The sequence below is a fragment of the Martinezella lusitana genome, assembly GCF_014207095.1.
Classification (GTDB): Bacteria; Pseudomonadota; Alphaproteobacteria; order Rhizobiales; family Rhizobiaceae; genus Rhizobium; species Rhizobium lusitanum_B.
Map to the genome: position 1 here is coordinate 1 of NZ_JACHBG010000014.1, position 17,064 is coordinate 17,064.

Genomic DNA, 17,064 nt, shown 5'->3' on the forward strand with positions numbered 1-17,064 from the left:
GCGGCCAAGCGGACATTTCTACTTTGCCAGACAGAAGACATTCCAACTCCTCCGCCACATCTCATGTAGCAGGGTACATTCTATTTCCAAGTGCGCCAGCTCTTGATCGCTCGGAAGCGGCCCTTGCTGATGCAGCATGAGCGGATCGGCGATTAAGCCCTTATCAGACTTTCGGCTGCTCATGCGTTGCGCAATGGATGCCGCCGCCGACCTGGCCGACATTGTCGATATCGAGCATGACAATCTTACGCCCGGGATAAAGCTCTGTGAGAGTCGTCTTGGCCTTTTCATCAGCTTTTCGGTCGCCGAACTGGGCGGCGATCACGGCGCCGTTGCAAACATAGTAATTCACATAGGACGAGACGAAATCGTCTGCATCGACGCGAATGTTGGAAGGCTCAGGCAGTACGACCAAGTCGAGCTTACGACCTTCTGCATCGGTCGCTTTGGCCAGGATGTCATGTGTCTCGAAGGCTGAGGCAGACCATGGGTCACTCTTGTCAATCTTATCTCCCATCTGGATCAGAACGACGCCCGGTTTTACAAATCGCGCCAAAGCATCGATGTGATAATCCGTGATGTCCGCGCCCTTGATGCCGGGCGCCCAGACGACCTTCTTGGCTCCCATGGTTTCCAACAGCATCGCTTCGATTTCGGCCTTGGATCCATGATTGCGGTTCGGATTGATGAAGGTGCTTTCATGCGCGATCAACGTGCCATGGCCGTCGGTCTCCACGCCTCCTGCCTCTCCCACCAGCCCTGAATCGAAAACCGGGATACCCAGGCGCTCGGCCACGCGCGCGGCGATCCGCCCGTCATTATCGTGCACCTGCTTGTTGCCCCAGCCGTTGAAATTGAACTGGGTAAGCGCAAGACCACCCTTCCCGTCAACGACAAAGGAAGGTCCGGAATCCCTGCACCACAGGTCGTCGGTCGGAATGTCCCAGAGTTCGACCTTGGCGGAGATGCGCTTTCTGATGGCCGTGTGATGCTCTGCTGCAGCCATCATGACGACCGGTTCGAAATCGACGATCGCGTTGGCAATCTTGGCGATCGTGCCCTGAAGATCGTACAGGAAATCGGGATCCTCATAGACCTTTGAATTGTTCGGCCATTGCATGAAAGTGCGTTCATGCGGATCGGTTTCCTCCGGATACCAGAAACCGCTGCTGTTGGCAGCCGACTTCGCACCTGCAATGCGGGAAAACACGGAGAGCCCTCCGGCCAAGGCGGCGGCTCGTAGCAACGTGCGGCGAGGCATAATCATGGCGCCATTCCCTGTTAGGTTGAGTGGGAGTATGCGACTTCGCGGCGGTTTAGGCAACATGGGCCGGCTTTCCGCCGCGGGCATCACACCACCCTCGCCTCAGCACTCCCCGGCGATCTCATGTCACCGAGGTCGAACGCTAGAAGCGAGACCAGTGCTTTCGTATCAGGTGGAAAGCTCAGTTGGCTGAGGTTTGCTTCGGCGCGCCGGTTGTCACCGTCGCCGTCGTTGCTGCCGGCTTGAGATAGGTGTCCAGGAGATCGGCCATCTTGTCGTCGCGAATCTCGGCCGTCTTCTCGCCCATGACCACACCGACGACGCTGCGGCCGTTCTTTGTCGCCGATGTCACGAGGTTGTAGCCGGAGGCATCCGTATACCCGGTCTTGATGCCGTTTGCGCCGGCATAGCGATACATCAGATTGTTGTGGCCGCGCAGTTTCATGCCGCGAAATTTCATGCCACGCATCGAGAAGAGCTTGAACTCTTCCGGAAAGTCCCGCATCAGCGCAACGCCGAGCGTCGCCATGTCGTGGGCCGTCGTCACTTGCTCAGGATCCGGCAGGCCCGATGGATTCTTGAAGACGGTCTTGCTCATACCGATGCGATGGGCCTTTTCCGTCATCATCTTGCCAAAGCTATCTTCGGAACCGGCAAGCTGCTCTCCGATCGCTACCGCCGCGTCATTCGCCGAGAGAACGATGATGCCTTCGACGGCCTCGCGCACCGTTACCTTGCGGCCGGCACCGACAGCAAACTTGAAGGGCTCCTTGCTCTCGGCATTCTCCGACATGGTCAATTTCTGATCCCACTTCAGCCGCCCTTGGTGCAAGGCTTCGAAGGCGAGATAGAGCGTCATCATCTTGGTCAGCGAAGCCGGAAAATTCAGCTCATCCTGGTTCGTCGCCTCGAGCACCTGGCCGCTATGCACGTCCACGACATAGCTCGCCTGCCCTGCTGCCGCCGCCGAAACGATCCCGAGAAACGATAAGGTCGACATGGCCGTAGCGAGAAGCAATGAGGTTGTCTTGAGCATGAATTTCTAAAGTCTCTTTGATTGGCGTGTTGGGCAGCTTCGATCGCCGAACAGAGCAACGTAGCCGCGCGCTTTCGAGGGTGATGGATTAGTCAAATCTATGGCGGAATGAAGAACGGCGCTATCAAAAAACGGGCAGATGGAAATAACCCCCTGCTCTTTTCAAGATGCGCTCGTCGCGATCTCGCCCCTCGCGCGAAAAGCACCAGAATTGTTGCTCGAAGATACAATCATGCAGAGGTATTTGACCCTCAGGTCCAGTACCATGACTTGCCGATTTCCGAGCGCGCTTCGCTTCGCGTCACGCCGATATCCTCAAGCTGGTCGTCAGTCAGTTCGCCCAGATCGCGCCGGCTGTCCCGTTTTTCAAAGTAAGACCAAGCAGCGGCGACTGCGCGCCACAAGACCCCGGGTTTGCGCTTGCTCCCGGCAACGCCTGATATTGCCACCACCAATTTTTCCGCATCGATCGCCATCTACATGCTCCCATACCTGCCGCATCGGACGGGCCAAAGATGCACTGGCGCTTACCGCGAATGAAGCTTATGCTCCTAATGCAATCCATAAGGAATTCTTTTGATGCTGAACCTGGATCAACTTGCCGCCTTCGTCGGCGTCGTCGATCTCGGCAGTTTCACCGCGGCAGCCGACAGGATTGGGCTCACGCAGCCGGCCATAAGCTTGCAGGTGAAACTTCTGGAAAAGCGCCTCGGTGTTCGACTGATCGAGCGCGTGGGTCGTCGGGCGCAGCCATCGCCGGCGGGGATCGAACTCCTCCCGCATGCTCGCCGGATATTTGACGACTGCGCAATGGCGGAAGAGGCGATGACGCCCTATCGCGAGGGATCGGCCGGACGGGTGCGGATCGGTACGGGCGGCACCGCGTCCATCCACCTGCTGCCTCGAGCGATTGCCGCAGCCAAGAAGCGCATGCCGGAGCTTGAGATCATCGTGCGCCTCGGAAATACCGATGACATACTACGCGACATCGAAGCGAACAGGTTGGATCTGGCCGTGATCACCCTGCCCGCTTCCGGCCGCTCGCTGGAAATCGAACCGTTTTACGACGATGAGATTCTCGCTGTCGCGCCAAAGGGCAGCACGATCCCACCGGACGGCCCGGATGCCGAGTTCATGAGGGACAAGACGCTGATGCTCTACGAAGGCGGCAACACGCGCCACATGACCAATGAGTGGTTCGTCGCCGCAGGAGTTGGGCCCGATCCATCAATGGAATTCGGGAGCGTGGAGGCCATTAAGGAGCTTGTTGCTGCCGGCCTGGGTTGGTCGTTGCTGCCGGCCATGGCGCTGAAGAACGGAAACCAGGATGATCTGGCGACATCCCCTATCCGGCCCCGGCTTGTGCGCCAGCTCGGCATGGCACTTCGCCGCGACAAGCACCTGACGAAAGGCCTTCGCGAAATCATGAAATGTCTTCGCGAATTCCACAGCAGTCGCACTTTGGAGTCCTAGCTGGGGTCGTCTCGCGAACCGCCGTCCCATACGCGAAATCCACGTTGCTAGCGGTAGCATACCCGAGGGAGAGCGCACCGGATTCCATGACCGCGTCTCATCGGCAACTCCCGAACACGCAATCTAACATTCGCGTGGGACTTGTGACCGATTGACTCTTGAACGTCGCCACGGAATCGGCAAAATTCATCGTATCAATGTTTCCCCTGAGATACGAACCCGTCCACGGGCCCGCCTCGTTTGAAATTACCTGGATAAGAGCGTGAGCAGCGATTCATCAAGAAACGCGGCGAAGTCATTGACTTCGCGCGCGCATGTCAATGCGGCCGGTTGGGGGAAAGGTCTCTCGACGATCGTGCGGATCACCCATATGACGCTGCGTCATCCTTGGCAGACCAGCTTGGCCATCGGGGCCACTTTTGTAGCTGCAACGTTGCAGCTGATGATACCGCGCCTGCTTGGCCGCGCGGTCGATCAGACGCAGACAGCCGTCGCCGGTGGTGCTGCCGGCCAGATCGCCGATGGTGCGTTGATGACAACAGCCCTGCTGCTGCTGGTCATCAGCATTCTGCGCGGCCTGTTCACGATGGTGCAGAACTACTATAGCGAGTCCGTCGGCCATCACATGGGCTATGAGCTCAGACTCGCCTGCTACGAGAAGATCCAACAACTCTCTTTCAGCTTCCACGACAAGGTGCATTCCGGCGATCTCATCACCGTCGGCCTGCTCGATCTTGAAGGCGTGCGCATGTATTTCTCGACCGCGCTGGTGCGCATGCTGCTGCTCACCATGCTGATCGGCGTCGGCGCCTATATGCTTTTGTCGACGGATGTCGTGCTTGGCCTGCTCGCCTTGAGCTTCGTGCCCTTTGTCGCATGGCGGTCCTCCGTAACGCAGTTGCGGCTTCGGGCGACCTGGCTCGACCTGCAGGAACGCCTTTCAGTGCTGACGCGCGTGATGGAGGAAAATCTCGGCGGTATCCGTGTCGTTCGAGCCTTTGCTGCGCAGATGCATGAGATCATGAAATTCGACAGGGCATCACAGAACGCCTTGCATCTCGCTCACCAGCGAGTCGGCATCCGCGTCATCAACACCAGCGCGATGAATCTTTCGTTCTTCATCGCCATGGGGCTCGTGCTCTGGATCGGTGGACTTAAGGTGATTTCAGGCGAAATCAGCGTCGGCACCCTCGCCTCCTTTCTGACCTTCATGACCATTCTGCAGATGCCGGTGCGTCAACTCGGGCTGATGGTCAATGCTTTCGCGCGTGCCTCGACCTGCGGCTCACGCCTGTTCGCATTGCTCGATCTCGATATCCCTATCAAGGATGCTCCGGATGCCAAACCGCTTGTCGTGACTGAAGGGAAGCTGCGTTTCGAGAATGTCGACTTCAGCTATCCCGGCCCGGAAAAGCGACCGGTACTGACCAATATCTCGTTCGAGGCCAGACGTGGCGAGACGATCGGCATCGTTGGACCGCCGGGGAGCGGTAAGTCGACCATCGCCCACCTGATCCCACGATTCTACGACGTCACGGGCGGCCGCGTCACGATCGATGGCCAGGATATCCGCAAGGCGACGCTGCAATCGCTGCGGCAGAACGTTGCCGTCGTGCAACAGGATTCCTTCCTGTTCACGACGAGCATCGAAAACAACATCGCCTATGGCGACCCTTGGGCGAAAGAAACCCGCATCGAGCGCGCAGCTGAATCGGCGCAGCTGCACAACTATATTCTCGGCCTGCCGGCCGGCTATACGACTGTTGTCGGTGAGCGCGGCGTGTCGCTCTCGGGTGGCCAGCGCCAGCGCCTGACGATCGCGCGGACACTAATGCTGAAACCGGCCGTCATGGTGTTCGACGATTCCACCGCCGCCATCGACGCGGCGACGGAACAACGCATCCGCAGCGCCATGAAACGCTTTGCCCGCGACCGGGTGACGCTCATCGTGGCGCATAGGCTAAGTTCGCTGATGCACGCCGACCAGATCCTGTTCATCGAGAATGGCGAGATCGTCGAGCGCGGCACTCATGAGCAGCTTCTAGCTGCCGGAGGGCGTTACAAGGCGCTTTACGATCTGCAGGTTCGCCCGGAGGATGACGTCGTCAAGACATCAGCCGGCACGCTCGAAAGAGCGAAAAGGGAGGTCTGACGATGTCAGAAATTACGGAAACCGAGCGCAACGACGTGCGCGAAGATGGACGTCGCCCTCCCCGCGCCGTGGTCGGTTCGCACCGCGTCGAAGAGGAAATCTTCGGCAAGGTCTTCGACAGCAAGATCATTGGGCGCATCTGGGCCTTCGTCAGCCCCTATCGTCGCCAGATCTATATTTCGGTGATCGCCGTCCTGCTGTTCACTGCGTCGCAGATCGTCATCCCGCTCGTCATTCGCCACGCGATCGACAATGCGATGGCGCCAGGCGCCATCGACTACTCGGCGCTCTGGCTGTCGCTGACGATCTTCGCTGCGGCAATCCTGGTCAATTACGGCGCGAGCTACGTGCAGGAAACCTATGTCGGCCAGGTGGCCGAAGAAGTACTGTTCGACATACGCCGGGCGATGTTTGCGCATCTGCAGCGGGTATCGCTCTCTTTCATGGACAAGACCGAAGTCGGACGGTTGATGTCGCGCCTACAGGGCGACGTTAACTCCATGCAGGAATTCCTTGAAACTTCTGTGCTTTCCGTCGGCGACATCGCACTGCTTTTCGGCATCGTCGTCGTCATGCTGTCACTCGATTTCCGGTTGGGACTGCTGACACTTTCCGTCATGCCGATCCTGTTCATCGTCCGGCTGTTCTGGCTGCCGAAGGCGCGCGTCGCCTTCATGAACGCCCACGAAACCAACTCCATCACCAATGGCGCACTGGCGGAAGCCATCCATGGCGTGCGCGCCGTGCAGGGCATGCATCGGCAAGGCGTCAACTTCGCTCTCTTCGACGACAAGGCTCACGCCAACTTGAAGTCGCACCTGACGGCTGCGCGCTATGCCCAGATCATGGTGCCGATCGTCGATACGCTGACCGGCATGGCAATGGCGATCGTCATCATCGTCGGCGGCTCGATGGTGCTGAACCACAAGCTCGATGTCGGCATCATGGTCGCCTTCCTGTTCTACATCCAGCGCTTCTTCGATCCGATCCGCTCGCTCACCATGCAGTATTCGGTCATGCAGCGCGCCATGGCTTCCGGCCAGCGGCTTACGGAGGTTCTGGACGTTCCGATCGACATCAAGGATGCGCCCGACGCCACGGAGCTTTCGCGCGACATGGACGGCTCCGTCGAGTTCCGCGATGTCGTCTTCGGCTACAATCCCCAGCATCCGGTGCTGAAGAATGTCAGCTTCAAGGTCAATCCCGGGGAAACCGTGGCGTTGATCGGCCCGACGGGTTCAGGTAAATCCAGCTCCATGGCGCTGATCCATCGCTTCTATGACGTGCAGCAGGGCCAGGTGCTGGTCGGCGGGCACGATGTCCGATCCCTCACCCAGGTTTCGCTCGGCCGACAGATCGCCATGGTGCTGCAGGAACCCTTCCTCTTCACCGGTTCGGTGCTGGAAAACATTCGTTACAACAAGGATGAGGCGACCCGCGAAGAAATCATCGAGGCGGCAAAGGCAGTCGGGGCGCATGAGTTCATCATGAAGCTGCCCGATGGCTACGACACCATTCTCGGCGAGCGTGGCGGCGGACTTTCGCTCGGCCAGCGCCAGCTTGTCAGTTTCGCGCGCGCACTCGTTGCGGATGCCAAGATCCTAGTGCTTGACGAAGCGACGGCGAATATCGACAGCTATACCGAGATGTTGATCCAGAAGGCGCTGGTAAAGCTGCTGGAAGGCCGGACAGGTCTCGTCATCGCACACCGACTGGCTACCATTCGCGAAGCGGACCGCATCATCGTGCTGCAAAACGGCCAGTTGCTCGAAAGCGGCAACCACCATCAGCTCATGGCGAACGGCAAGCTCTATTCGAAACTCTATAACCTCAACTACGCATCCTTCGACGATATTCCGGAGGAAGAGGTGACTGTTTCGGTCCCGGCAGAGTCGCGGACCTAGGCCGATCGCAAGACAAACCGATATGTTTTCGCGCTCGCCTTTCTATCGAAAGGCGAGCTTTTTGTCGTCGTAGTCGATCTACCTCGCCTCCGACACAGTAACTTGCATTATGATAGTTACTCATGCTATCTGCGTCTCCATGCAACGAACCAGCTTTAGCAATTTCAAATGCCCTGCCGCCCGTGCGCTCGAAAGCGTCGGCGATTGGTGGAGCATTCTGATCCTGCGCGATGCATTTCAGGGGCTGAGCAGGTTCGACGAATTTCAGAGAAATCTCGGTGTCGCGCCGAACATCCTCACCCGGCGGCTGAAGCACCTAACCGAGGAAGGCCTGTTCGAGCGACGTCTCTACAATGAGCGGCCGCCACGCTACGAATATGTGCTGACCGGCAAAGGTCGCGACTTCTTCCCCGTTCTGATGGCGCTTTTCACATGGGGCAATCAGCATCTCCCAGCTGAGGAGGTCGCCATGCGACTGGCCGACGCGAACACCGGAGAAGACCGGGATCCGCTTTTGATCGACAGGGTAACCGGCCGCGCTTTTCATCCCGAAGACACCATTCTGGTGCCGGGGCCGGCTGCAGACGATGCCGTTCACGAGCGCATCGCCGAGATGAAAGCTTGGTTTATGGGCTTCGACGCCTGACTTAATAGGAGCAAGACATGGATCGTATCGTCGTCACCGGCATGGGACTGGTTTCACCTCTAGGCGTAGGTGTCAATGCGGGCTGGAAGCGGCTGATCGAAGGGCGCTCGGGCCTGAGGCTGTTGCCGGAGGAAATGGTCGGTGATCTCGCCGCCAAGGTTGGCGGCATCGTCCCCGATATCGCTGAGGACGCCGAAGCCGGCTTTGATGTCGACCGCTACGTATCCGTCAAGGACCAGAAGAAGATGGATCGGTTCATCCTCTTCGCCATGGCGGCGGCCCAGGAGGCAATCCTTCAGGCCGAGTGGCAGCCGACCGGTGTTGATGAACTGGAGCGAACCGCAACGGTGATCGCATCGGGCGTCGGCGGCTTTCCCGCTATTGCCGAGGCAGTGCGTACGACTGAGACGCGCGGCGTCAAACGACTGTCCCCCTTCACCGTTCCGTCTTTCCTCGTCAATCTGGCCGCCGGTCAGGTGAGCATCCGCTACGGCTTCAAGGGGCCGCTCGGCGCGCCGGTTACGGCTTGCGCCGCAAGCGTGCAGGCAATCGGCGATGCAGCACGGCTGATCCGGGCCGGCGAGGCCGATATTGCCATCTGCGGCGGCGCTGAAGCCTGCATCGATAAGGTAAGCTTAGGAAGTTTTGCGGCTGCACGCGCGCTGTCGACTGGCTTCAGCAACCGGCCAGAGGAAGCCTCACGCCCGTTCGACAGCGCGCGCGATGGCTTCGTCATGGGCGAAGGCGCGGGCATGCTCGTCATCGAGACGTTGGAACATGCGCTTGCCCGCGGAGCGACGCCGCTGGCAGAGCTTGTAGGCTACGGCACGGCCGCCGACGCATACCACATGACCGCTGGTCCCGAAGATGGCGATGGCGCGCGGCGCGCGATGCTGTCGGCCCTTTCCCAGGCAAGAATATCTCCTGCCGAGGTCAAGCATCTGAATGCGCATGCCACATCGACACAGGTCGGCGACCGCGGGGAGATGGAGGCGATCAAGACCGTCTTTGGCCGTAACGGCGCGATCGCGGTCAGCGGCACAAAGGCCGCCACCGGCCACCTCCTGGGTGCCGCAGGCGGCTTGGAGGCCATCTTCACCATCATGGCGCTTCGCGATCAGATCGCCCCGCCGACGCGCAATCTGCAGGATCCGGATGCAGCCGCCGAAGGTATCGATATTGTCGGCGCAGCCGCGCGGCCGATGGCGATGGACTATGCGATCTCCAACGGCTTCGGCTTCGGCGGCGTCAACGCCAGCGCCCTCTTCCGCCGCTGGCAGTAACCGCTATCTCAAAGACGGGAAGCGCGCTATTCTGACCCCATGTCAGATGGAGATCGCCCATGCGTGCATTTCCCGTCGCCGCCTTGCTCTGCTTTGTCTTCGCCTCAACGGCCCGAGCCGAAGACCCCGTGCAGACGGCTCAAGCTCTGATTCAGGCGCAGATTGGCGCTTTCCTGCATAATGACGCGGCGGCGGCCTATTCCTTCGCCGCCCCCGGCATAAAGGCGCTCTTCCCGGACAAGGACAGCTTCTTTGCGATGGTGAAGAAGACATACCAGCCGGTCTATCATCCCGGCAATTACGCTTTCGGCAAGAGCCGCGCGATCGATAATGGCGCGGTCGTCTATCAGGAACTGATGATTACGGGCACGGATGGGAAAGATTGGACAGCGATCTACCAGATAACCCGTCAACCGGATGGCAGCTACAAGATCAATGGCGTCCAAATTCTTCGCAATACGACGAGCGAAGGGATCTAGGCATCTATCAAGTGAGGAAGCGGCGCGTCCGTCGCTGAGGACGATACGCGCTTGCTCCTTGGCCACGTCAACCGCGAATTCTAGGCGACGTCGTCGAAAAATTGGTGCCCTGGAGTTCGGGGCGCGGCTGCGGAACGACGACCGTTGAGGCCGGCATAGGTGCCGGTGTTACGGCCGCTGCCGGAGCAACGAAGGCATTCGCATCCATGATCGGACCGGAAATCGACATGGAACTCGGAGCCGGCGTCGGGATGGGAACGGCGGACGGAATTGCTACCGGGGCAGCCGATATGCTGACCGTCGGGTCCGAGACCGGCGTAAATGCCGCAACGGTCTGGGCCTGCTGCTGCACCGGCTGGGTATCCGGCAAAACGAACGGAGACTGCGAGCCACCCTGGTTCGACACGTAGTTCATCGCCACCTCGTAGGAGGGCAGCGGAGCCGGCGTCTGCAATTCGCCGTCGCGACCGCGCTTCTCGTAGAAGGCATTTCCGCCGGCGATCGCAACATAATGCATGTTATCGTAGGGGAAGCGCAGACCCTGGGTGTGGAAGAACATTGCTTCCTTCACCTGCGGATGCCGCGCGCCACGCAGAAGTGCGGACGCGGCCACATCGAGATCCTGCTTTGCCTGATCCTTGACCTCTCTGGTCATCACTCCCGGCGCGAACTGTTTTTCCTGGGAGACGACACCGCAGATCGTCGGAGGATAGGCCCCGGACGTCAACCTGTTCATCACGACGGTCCCGACAGCCATGTACCCACCAGGGTCCGAGCGCTGCGATTCAAAATACATCGCACGTTCGAGGCAGTCCTTGTCCTTGGCGGTATAATTATATGTCACCTTCGCGCCACGAATGGCCTTCGTGGTATTGCGAGGGGTGGGTGTTGTCTTCTGGGTCGTCGTGCAGCTCGTAGCCGCCAAACCGACAACCAGTAGCCCCGAAAGACATGCCCCGAATTTGCGTTGCGCCCTCAACGGCAAGTGCCTCCTATTTACGGTAGTACAGCCCTTATCGATTAAGAGAATGCGTTTTAGCCGGATTTTTTTCAAATTCCAAGCGACTACGCAATCAAATCTGCCAATGACTTTTTTCAAAGGCGGATGGACCGTTTATTCCGATTCGCTATTTTTCCCAATGCTTCATTGTCGCAAAGCTCATTTCGAGACATGCTTGGAGCCAAATCTTGCCTGGGGAGCAAGCCTGCTCCAAGCAGCTCGAACGATGTTCGTTAGGAATAACAATCAATCGATAATAAAAGATTTACCACATATGCAAGCTCCATCTTCCAGCCTACCTCGACGAGGATTCGCCCCGGCGCGAAGCAATAGAACGACCAACCGCCTCGTATCGCGGCAGGCGGATTCGGAACATCGCAGCCTGCCGATTTTACGCGTTCGAACAGAATGTCGACCGCTTCGCGAGACGGCTGCATGAAACCGATATGATAGGTGTTGCGGCCGACCGACACGCTATCGGCGCCGCCAAATTTTTCGACGGCTCGACTGATGACCAGTTCGAGCCCGGCATCATCGCGCAGAATCGCCAAGCCGTTTGCGCCATGCGTCTTAACCTCGGTCAGGCCGAAGACCGAAACGAAAAAATCCCGTGTCGCAGCGACATCGGGAACGTGAAGATCCAGGTGATTCAATCGCATCACAGCTCCAAGAGGTTTCCCCGCGAAAGCGTGACGGTCAAAAAGGCCAACGCCAACGCGGGGCACTCGGCCACAATAGCCAAGTTCCGCGTCGCGGGCTCTCACGCTTACGGCGAGGAGCAGAGCTTCCGGATGGAAGGGGTCGGGCCTACCGAGACCGACCCTGCCTTTTTCGACGAAATTCGATTAGCGCGAAATCTTGATGGGAGCAAGACTATCCAGCGTCGCTCCCATCCTGGCTTCTAGAACGAGATCAAACCGGCTCGAGGTCGCCCCTCGCCCAGTTTTCCTGCGTCTCGGCCATGAAATCGGCAAAACGGCCTTCGGCGATCGCCTTGCGGATACCCTGCATCAGTTCCTGATAATAGGCGAGATTGTGCCAGGAGAGCAGCATGCCGCCGAGCGCCTCGTTGGCGCGGACAAGATGATGCAGATAAGCTCGGGAATAATCGCGCGAGGCCGGGCAATTGGACTGTTCATCCAGCGGCCGCATGTCCTCTGCGTGGCGCGCGTTGCGGATATTGACCTTGCCGCGGCGGGTAAATGCCAGTCCGTGACGGCCCGAACGGGTCGGCATCACGCAGTCAAACATGTCGATGCCGCGGGCGACGGACTTCAGGATGTCGTCCGGGGTGCCGACGCCCATGAGATAGCGCGGCTTTTGCGTCGGCAATTCGGGAAGCGTGATATCGAGCATACGCAGCATGACTTCCTGCGGCTCACCAACAGCAAGGCCGCCGACCGCATAGCCCTTCAGATCCATGCCGCTCAGCGCCTGTGCGGAACGAACACGAAGCTCCGGGACGTCGCCGCCCTGCACGATGCCGAACATCGCCTTACCGGGCTGATTGCCAAAGGCCACTTTGCAGCGCTCCGCCCAGCGCAGAGACATTTCCATGGCACGCTCGATTTCCTTCGGCGTCGCCGGCAGAGCAACACACTCGTCCAGCTGCATCTGGATGTCGGAATCGAGCAGCCCCTGAATCTCGATGGACCGCTCCGGCGACATGTGATGCAGGCTGCCGTCGACATGCGACTTGAAGGTGACACCCTGCTCATCGAGCTTGCGCAGACCCGAGAGCGACATCACCTGGAAGCCGCCGGAATCGGTGAGTATCGGATGCGGCCAGCGGATCAGCTGGTGCAGGCCGCCGAGGCGCGCGACACGCTCGGCCGTCGGGCGCAGCATCAGGTGGTAGGTATTGCCGAGGATGATATCGGCACCCGTCTCGCGTACCTGGTCGAGATACATGGCCTTGACGGTGCCGACGGTACCAACAGGCATGAATGCCGGCGTGCGGATCGTCCCGCGCGGCATGGAAACTTCGCCGAGGCGCGCGCCGCCATCGGTCTTCTTCAATTGAAATTGAAAGCTCTCGGTCATTTCGTTCTAGTCTTTCCGGTGGAGCAGGCTGCCATCGCCATAGGAATAGAAGCGATAGCCCGTCTCGATAGCATGGGTGTACGCCGCACGCATCGTATCGAGGCCGGCAAAGGCCGATACGAGCATGAATAGGGTCGAGCGCGGCAGGTGGAAATTGGTCATCAGTATGTCGACGGCCTTGAAGCGGTAGCCGGGCGTAATGAAAATACCCGTTGCACCCTGCCAAGGCTGGATGGTGCCGTCTTCAGCCGTAGCACTCTCGATCAATCTCAGCGACGTCGTGCCGACGCAGACGATGCGCCCGCCCCTCGCCTTGACGGCGTTCAGCTTGGCGGCAGTCGCAGCATCGACATAGCCGATTTCGAAATGCATCTTGTGGTCGTCGGTATCGTCAGCCTTGACCGGCAAAAATGTGCCGGCGCCGACATGCAGCGTCACAAAATGTCGCTCGATATGCATGGCATCGAGTGCGGCAAACAAAGACGATGTGAAATGCAGGCCGGCGGTGGGTGCTGCGACCGCTCCTTCTTCACGCGCGTAGATCGTCTGATAATCGGCGCGGTCACGATCGTCTTCGGGACGCTTGGCGGCAATATAGGGCGGAAGAGGGATATGGCCGACTGCGGCAATCGCCTCATCCAGCGCCGGGCCGGAAAGATCGAAGCGCAGGGTGATCTCACCGCCCTCGCCCTTCTCCTCAACAGTCGCGTCGAGCGTTCCTAGCGCACAGACATTCTCGCCGTGGCCGAACTGAATGCGATCGCCGATCTTGATGCGCTTGCCCGGCTTGGCGAAAGCTTTCCAACGATCGGGCGCAGCGCGCATATGCAAGGTGGCGGAAACCTGTTGACCGGGCGCGCCCTCGCGATGGCGAGTGCCTTCCAATTGTGCCGGTATCACCTTGGTATCGTTGAAGACCACGGCATCGCCGGGTTGCAGGAAGGACGGCAGATCGCTTATCCGGTGGTCACTCAGCGTGTTCGCGTCGTTGTTCGGATCGACGACGAGCAGACGCGCACTGTCGCGCGGCTCGGCAGGCCTCAGCGCTATCCGCTCGTCCGGTAGATCGAAATCGAAAAGGTCAACACGCATTTAGTTCATCCAGGCAAAGCGAAACCCGCCCCTCACGCCAAAGGCGCAAGAGGCGGGTTTCAGGAATAATCACGATCAGACGTCGGCAGCAACCCGTGCGGATACGATCGAATCCGGATCCTTCACCGGCTCGCCGCGCTTGATCTTGTCGACATTCTCCATACCGGAGATGACCTGGCCCCAAACGGAGTACTGCTTGTTCAGCCAAGGTGCGTCGGTGAAGCAGATGAAGAACTGCGAGTTGGCCGAGTTCGGGTTCTGCGAACGTGCCATCGAGCAGGTGCCGCGAACGTGCGGGGTTGCCGAGAATTCAGCCTTCAGGTCCGGCTTGGACGAACCGCCGGTGCCGGCGCGGGCGGTGTTGCCGCCGGCCTTACCATGTTCGACGTCGCCGGTCTGAGCCATGAAGCCATCGATGACGCGATGGAAAACAACGTTGTCATAGGCCTTTTCGCGCGCAAGTTCCTTGATGCGGGCGACATGCTCAGGAGCGACCTGCGGCAGAAGCTGAATGACAACCTGGCCCTTGGTGGTTTCCAGGATGAGGGTGTTTTCTGGATCCTTGATCTCAGCCATGTTCGTTTCCTCTTCTCTCTTCTTGATTGCAAATGACCGTGAAGACCATCGTGCCTTCAGGATCAAGTCCTTGAAATTACTTCTTGCTGACAGTGACTTTGAGCATCTTGTCAGGATTGCTCACTTCGCCGTTCTGGCCCTGGCCGCGCTTGATCTTGTCGACGAGTTCCATGCCCGAGACAACCTTGCCGACGACCGTGTACTGGCCGTTCAGGAAATCGCCATTGGCAAACATGATGAAGAACTGCGAATTGGCAGAGTTCGGATCCTGGGCGCGCGCCATGCCGACGGTGCCGCGGGTAAACGGAGTTTTGGAAAACTCGGCCGGAAGATTCGGCAGATCGGAACCGCCGGTGCCTGCCTTGTTCGCGTCATAGCCCTTAGTGCTGTTGCCGTACTGAACATCGCCGGTCTGAGCCATGAAGCCGTCGATAACGCGATGGAACACGACGTTGTCGTAGGCACCCTTCTTCGCCAGGGCTTCGATCTGCGCGACGTGCTTCGGAGCGACTTCCGGCATCAGCTGAATGACGACCGGGCCGTCCTTGAGCTGAATCGTCAGAAGATCGGCGGCCGCAGCCGAGATTGCGCTACCTGCGAAGGCGGCAAGGCTCAAAGCGCCTGCCATTGCGATATGAAAGAGTTTCATGGATGCTCCGTTCAGAAATGAATTGGGCTCAGCTTTTTGTGCTGGTCGTATCTTTGAGTTTGCTCGTCAACGCTTCCAGAACCGCCGGCGGGACGAAGGCGCTGACATTGCCGCCCATGGACGCGATCTGCCGCACCAATGTGGCGGTTATAGGCCGGGAAGCCGTGCCGGCGGGCAGAAACAACGTCTGGATGTCGGGCGCCATCTGCCTGTTCATGCCCGCCATCTGCATCTCATAGTCGAGATCCGTGCCGTCGCGCAGGCCGCGCACCAGCAAGGTGGCACCATGGGCCCGGGCAGCGTCGACGACCAGATTGTCGAAGGCAACGACGGAAATATCGCCAACCTTCTGCGGCAAGGCATCCGAAAGCGATCTGCGGATAAGCTCCGCCCGCTCTTCGAAGGAAAAAAGCGGCTTCTTGCCCGGATGAATGCCAATGGCGACGATGACCTTCGAGGCGACATTCAGCGCCTGCACGAGGACATCCAAATGTCCGTTGGTCATCGGGTCGAAGGATCCGGGATAAAAGGCTGTCGTCATACCAAGCCGGCTCGTTGTTTCGACGCCTTTTGTCACGGATGGGGCCGCATCGCAAGTCATTTGCAACCCGCAGCGCATCGCTGAACCCTATATGAATGCAATGTTCAAGCCTGTTTCAGATCGACAATGCTTTATTGGCGCCAACATCGAGACGGACCTGCTTCAACGGTTCGTCGCTCCAGGTTCAAGGAATGTCACGTCATGTTGGTGTTCATTATTTCAGGCGCGATCGTCTGTTCATTTTTCGTCGAATACCTCGTTCAGCTTTTCGCCGAAAAATATGAGATCGAATGGGTCTCGCCTACAGAAGCGGCGAAAAACATCGATTCTGCTCAAAAAATCATCATTGCCATGCGCAAGGCGCATCGCGAATCTGAACGCCAGATGAACAAGGCATTCAAGGTCGCTTCAGGAGCGCATTGCTAGATACCCCTCAACATCGGCGGAACCATTTGCAAACCGCTGCGTTTAAAGTTCGAAATCAGATTGCACAGAGCGGCAAGAAGGAAGATGAGCATGTCCCACAAGATCACCATGATTAATGCCGTTTGGATGACCATGATTACGGGAATGCTTGCGGCCACCATCGCGCTCTACGATCACAAGCCAGACCAGTCGAAGGTCTATGGTCCCTTTGCTTCGGCTCGCAACTTCGTCGCCACGAGCCAATACTAAGGGATCTGAACGCTAATCCCACTAAAGGAGGGAGCGATCATGTTCACGATTTTGACGGTGCTTACGCTTTTCATCAGCATCATGTTTGTCGTCTCGGTTGCATCCACGATCTCGGCGCTCCATCGCGAGAGCGAAGAGAACAAGCGGCTGCATAAGCATCACAAGACGTTCTGATTTTTCAGACGTCGATTACACTCCTCCCCAAGTGCTTGGCTAAACTGAAGCCGGACGCCACAAGCGTCCGGTTTTTC

The 17,064-nt window shown here is 58.7% G+C and carries 19 protein-coding genes; 9 read left to right on the forward strand and 10 right to left on the reverse strand.

Annotation, left to right across the window (positions count from 1 at the left end; genetic code table 11):
• Window positions 1-163: 163 nt before the first annotated feature.
• The 3 genes from GGD46_RS22990 to GGD46_RS23000 form a co-directional block, all read right to left on the reverse strand.
• Window positions 164-1,267, reverse strand: a complete 1,104-nt coding sequence (locus tag GGD46_RS22990) for an agmatine/peptidylarginine deiminase (protein ID WP_184708314.1) — start codon at window positions 1,265-1,267, stop codon at window positions 164-166.
• A gap of 178 nt (window positions 1,268-1,445) precedes the next feature.
• Window positions 1,446-2,300 (reverse strand): D-alanyl-D-alanine carboxypeptidase family protein, encoded by an 855-nt coding sequence (locus tag GGD46_RS22995; protein ID WP_184708316.1) that lies wholly within the window; start codon window positions 2,298-2,300, stop codon window positions 1,446-1,448.
• Between the two features lie 251 nt (window positions 2,301-2,551).
• On the reverse strand, window positions 2,552-2,776 hold the full coding sequence (locus tag GGD46_RS23000; RefSeq protein WP_184708318.1) for a DUF1127 domain-containing protein: 225 nt from the start codon (window positions 2,774-2,776) through the stop codon (window positions 2,552-2,554).
• Window positions 2,777-2,879: 103 nt separating this feature from the next.
• Between GGD46_RS23000 and GGD46_RS23005 the strand changes: the two genes are divergently transcribed.
• The 6 genes from GGD46_RS23005 (at window position 2,880) to GGD46_RS23030 (ending at window position 10,237) form a co-directional block, all read left to right on the forward strand.
• The gene (locus GGD46_RS23005; RefSeq protein ID WP_184708320.1) at window positions 2,880-3,773 is read left to right on the forward strand and encodes a LysR family transcriptional regulator; all 894 of its coding nucleotides are present in this window, start codon (window positions 2,880-2,882) and stop codon (window positions 3,771-3,773) included.
• 370 nt (window positions 3,774-4,143) lie between these two features.
• Window positions 4,144-5,925, forward strand: coding sequence for an ABC transporter ATP-binding protein (locus GGD46_RS23010; protein WP_246806455.1), 1,782 nt, complete (start codon window positions 4,144-4,146; stop codon window positions 5,923-5,925).
• A gap of 2 nt (window positions 5,926-5,927) precedes the next feature.
• Window positions 5,928-7,829 carry an ABC transporter ATP-binding protein gene (locus GGD46_RS23015; RefSeq protein ID WP_184708324.1) on the forward strand — a complete coding sequence of 634 codons (1,902 nt, stop codon included), beginning with the start codon at window positions 5,928-5,930 and terminating at the stop codon, window positions 7,827-7,829.
• Between the two features lie 139 nt (window positions 7,830-7,968).
• Window positions 7,969-8,475, forward strand: a complete 507-nt coding sequence (locus GGD46_RS23020) for a helix-turn-helix domain-containing protein (protein ID WP_184708575.1) — start codon at window positions 7,969-7,971, stop codon at window positions 8,473-8,475.
• A 17-nt stretch (window positions 8,476-8,492) separates the two neighbouring features.
• Window positions 8,493-9,758: a beta-ketoacyl-ACP synthase II gene (fabF, locus tag GGD46_RS23025; protein ID WP_184708326.1), complete on the forward strand. Its 1,266-nt coding sequence runs from the start codon at window positions 8,493-8,495 to the stop codon at window positions 9,756-9,758.
• Window positions 9,759-9,817: 59 nt separating this feature from the next.
• Window positions 9,818-10,237: a DUF4864 domain-containing protein gene (locus GGD46_RS23030; RefSeq protein WP_184708328.1), complete on the forward strand. Its 420-nt coding sequence runs from the start codon at window positions 9,818-9,820 to the stop codon at window positions 10,235-10,237.
• A 67-nt stretch (window positions 10,238-10,304) separates the two neighbouring features.
• On the opposite strand, the gene GGD46_RS23035 is transcribed toward GGD46_RS23030, so the two are convergent.
• The 7 genes from GGD46_RS23035 to coaD all read right to left on the reverse strand — a co-directional run bounded on the left by GGD46_RS23035 (window position 10,305) and on the right by coaD (window position 16,138).
• The gene (locus tag GGD46_RS23035; RefSeq protein WP_184708330.1) at window positions 10,305-11,216 is read right to left on the reverse strand and encodes a cell wall hydrolase; all 912 of its coding nucleotides are present in this window, start codon (window positions 11,214-11,216) and stop codon (window positions 10,305-10,307) included.
• Window positions 11,217-11,470: 254 nt separating this feature from the next.
• Window positions 11,471-11,896, reverse strand: a complete 426-nt coding sequence (locus tag GGD46_RS23040) for a VOC family protein (protein ID WP_184708332.1) — start codon at window positions 11,894-11,896, stop codon at window positions 11,471-11,473.
• Window positions 11,897-12,149: 253 nt separating this feature from the next.
• On the reverse strand, window positions 12,150-13,280 hold the full coding sequence (gene tgt / locus GGD46_RS23045; RefSeq protein WP_184708334.1) for a tRNA guanosine(34) transglycosylase Tgt: 1,131 nt from the start codon (window positions 13,278-13,280) through the stop codon (window positions 12,150-12,152).
• Window positions 13,281-13,286: 6 nt separating this feature from the next.
• Entirely contained in the window at window positions 13,287-14,372 is a 1,086-nt protein-coding gene (gene queA, locus GGD46_RS23050; RefSeq protein ID WP_184708336.1) for a tRNA preQ1(34) S-adenosylmethionine ribosyltransferase-isomerase QueA, read from the reverse strand.
• A 75-nt stretch (window positions 14,373-14,447) separates the two neighbouring features.
• Complete coding sequence (locus tag GGD46_RS23055; RefSeq protein WP_184708338.1) at window positions 14,448-14,948, reverse strand: peptidylprolyl isomerase; 501 nt, start codon at window positions 14,946-14,948, stop codon at window positions 14,448-14,450.
• Window positions 14,949-15,024: 76 nt separating this feature from the next.
• On the reverse strand, window positions 15,025-15,597 hold the full coding sequence (locus tag GGD46_RS23060) for a peptidylprolyl isomerase (RefSeq protein ID WP_184708340.1): 573 nt from the start codon (window positions 15,595-15,597) through the stop codon (window positions 15,025-15,027).
• Between the two features lie 28 nt (window positions 15,598-15,625).
• Window positions 15,626-16,138 (reverse strand): pantetheine-phosphate adenylyltransferase, encoded by a 513-nt coding sequence (gene coaD, locus GGD46_RS23065; protein ID WP_184708342.1) that lies wholly within the window; start codon window positions 16,136-16,138, stop codon window positions 15,626-15,628.
• Window positions 16,139-16,339: 201 nt separating this feature from the next.
• On the opposite strand from coaD, the gene GGD46_RS23070 reads away from it, so the two are divergent.
• From GGD46_RS23070 to GGD46_RS34285, 3 genes are all read left to right on the forward strand, one after another.
• The gene (locus GGD46_RS23070; RefSeq protein WP_184708344.1) at window positions 16,340-16,564 is read left to right on the forward strand and encodes a hypothetical protein; all 225 of its coding nucleotides are present in this window, start codon (window positions 16,340-16,342) and stop codon (window positions 16,562-16,564) included.
• Window positions 16,565-16,654: 90 nt separating this feature from the next.
• Window positions 16,655-16,813: a hypothetical protein gene (locus tag GGD46_RS23075; protein WP_184708347.1), complete on the forward strand. Its 159-nt coding sequence runs from the start codon at window positions 16,655-16,657 to the stop codon at window positions 16,811-16,813.
• 39 nt (window positions 16,814-16,852) lie between these two features.
• Window positions 16,853-16,987, forward strand: coding sequence for a hypothetical protein (locus GGD46_RS34285; protein WP_281414716.1), 135 nt, complete (start codon window positions 16,853-16,855; stop codon window positions 16,985-16,987).
• The last annotated feature ends 77 nt before the right edge of the window (window positions 16,988-17,064 follow it).

Bases quoted from the DNA above. Each gene is read 5' to 3' on its own strand.
- coaD (WP_184708342.1), bottom strand. From the start codon at position 16,138: ATGACGACAGCCTTTTATCCCGGATCCTTCGACCCGATGACCAACGGA.
- GGD46_RS23055 (WP_184708338.1), bottom strand. From the start codon at position 14,948: ATGGCTGAGATCAAGGATCCAGAAAACACCCTCATCCTGGAAACCACC.
- GGD46_RS23000 (WP_184708318.1), bottom strand. From the start codon at position 2,776: ATGGCGATCGATGCGGAAAAATTGGTGGTGGCAATATCAGGCGTTGCC.
- GGD46_RS23015 (WP_184708324.1), top strand. From the start codon at position 5,928: ATGTCAGAAATTACGGAAACCGAGCGCAACGACGTGCGCGAAGATGGA.
- queA (WP_184708336.1), bottom strand. From the start codon at position 14,372: ATGCGTGTTGACCTTTTCGATTTCGATCTACCGGACGAGCGGATAGCG.
- GGD46_RS23040 (WP_184708332.1), bottom strand. From the start codon at position 11,896: ATGCGATTGAATCACCTGGATCTTCACGTTCCCGATGTCGCTGCGACA.
- GGD46_RS22990 (WP_184708314.1), bottom strand. From the start codon at position 1,267: ATGATTATGCCTCGCCGCACGTTGCTACGAGCCGCCGCCTTGGCCGGA.
- GGD46_RS23060 (WP_184708340.1), bottom strand. From the start codon at position 15,597: ATGAAACTCTTTCATATCGCAATGGCAGGCGCTTTGAGCCTTGCCGCC.
- GGD46_RS22995 (WP_184708316.1), bottom strand. From the start codon at position 2,300: ATGCTCAAGACAACCTCATTGCTTCTCGCTACGGCCATGTCGACCTTA.
- GGD46_RS23020 (WP_184708575.1), top strand. From the start codon at position 7,969: ATGCAACGAACCAGCTTTAGCAATTTCAAATGCCCTGCCGCCCGTGCG.
- GGD46_RS23005 (WP_184708320.1), top strand. From the start codon at position 2,880: ATGCTGAACCTGGATCAACTTGCCGCCTTCGTCGGCGTCGTCGATCTC.
- GGD46_RS23075 (WP_184708347.1), top strand. From the start codon at position 16,655: ATGTCCCACAAGATCACCATGATTAATGCCGTTTGGATGACCATGATT.
- fabF (WP_184708326.1), top strand. From the start codon at position 8,493: ATGGATCGTATCGTCGTCACCGGCATGGGACTGGTTTCACCTCTAGGC.
- GGD46_RS23010 (WP_246806455.1), top strand. From the start codon at position 4,144: ATGACGCTGCGTCATCCTTGGCAGACCAGCTTGGCCATCGGGGCCACT.
- tgt (WP_184708334.1), bottom strand. From the start codon at position 13,280: ATGACCGAGAGCTTTCAATTTCAATTGAAGAAGACCGATGGCGGCGCG.
- GGD46_RS34285 (WP_281414716.1), top strand. From the start codon at position 16,853: ATGTTCACGATTTTGACGGTGCTTACGCTTTTCATCAGCATCATGTTT.
- GGD46_RS23030 (WP_184708328.1), top strand. From the start codon at position 9,818: ATGCGTGCATTTCCCGTCGCCGCCTTGCTCTGCTTTGTCTTCGCCTCA.
- GGD46_RS23070 (WP_184708344.1), top strand. From the start codon at position 16,340: ATGTTGGTGTTCATTATTTCAGGCGCGATCGTCTGTTCATTTTTCGTC.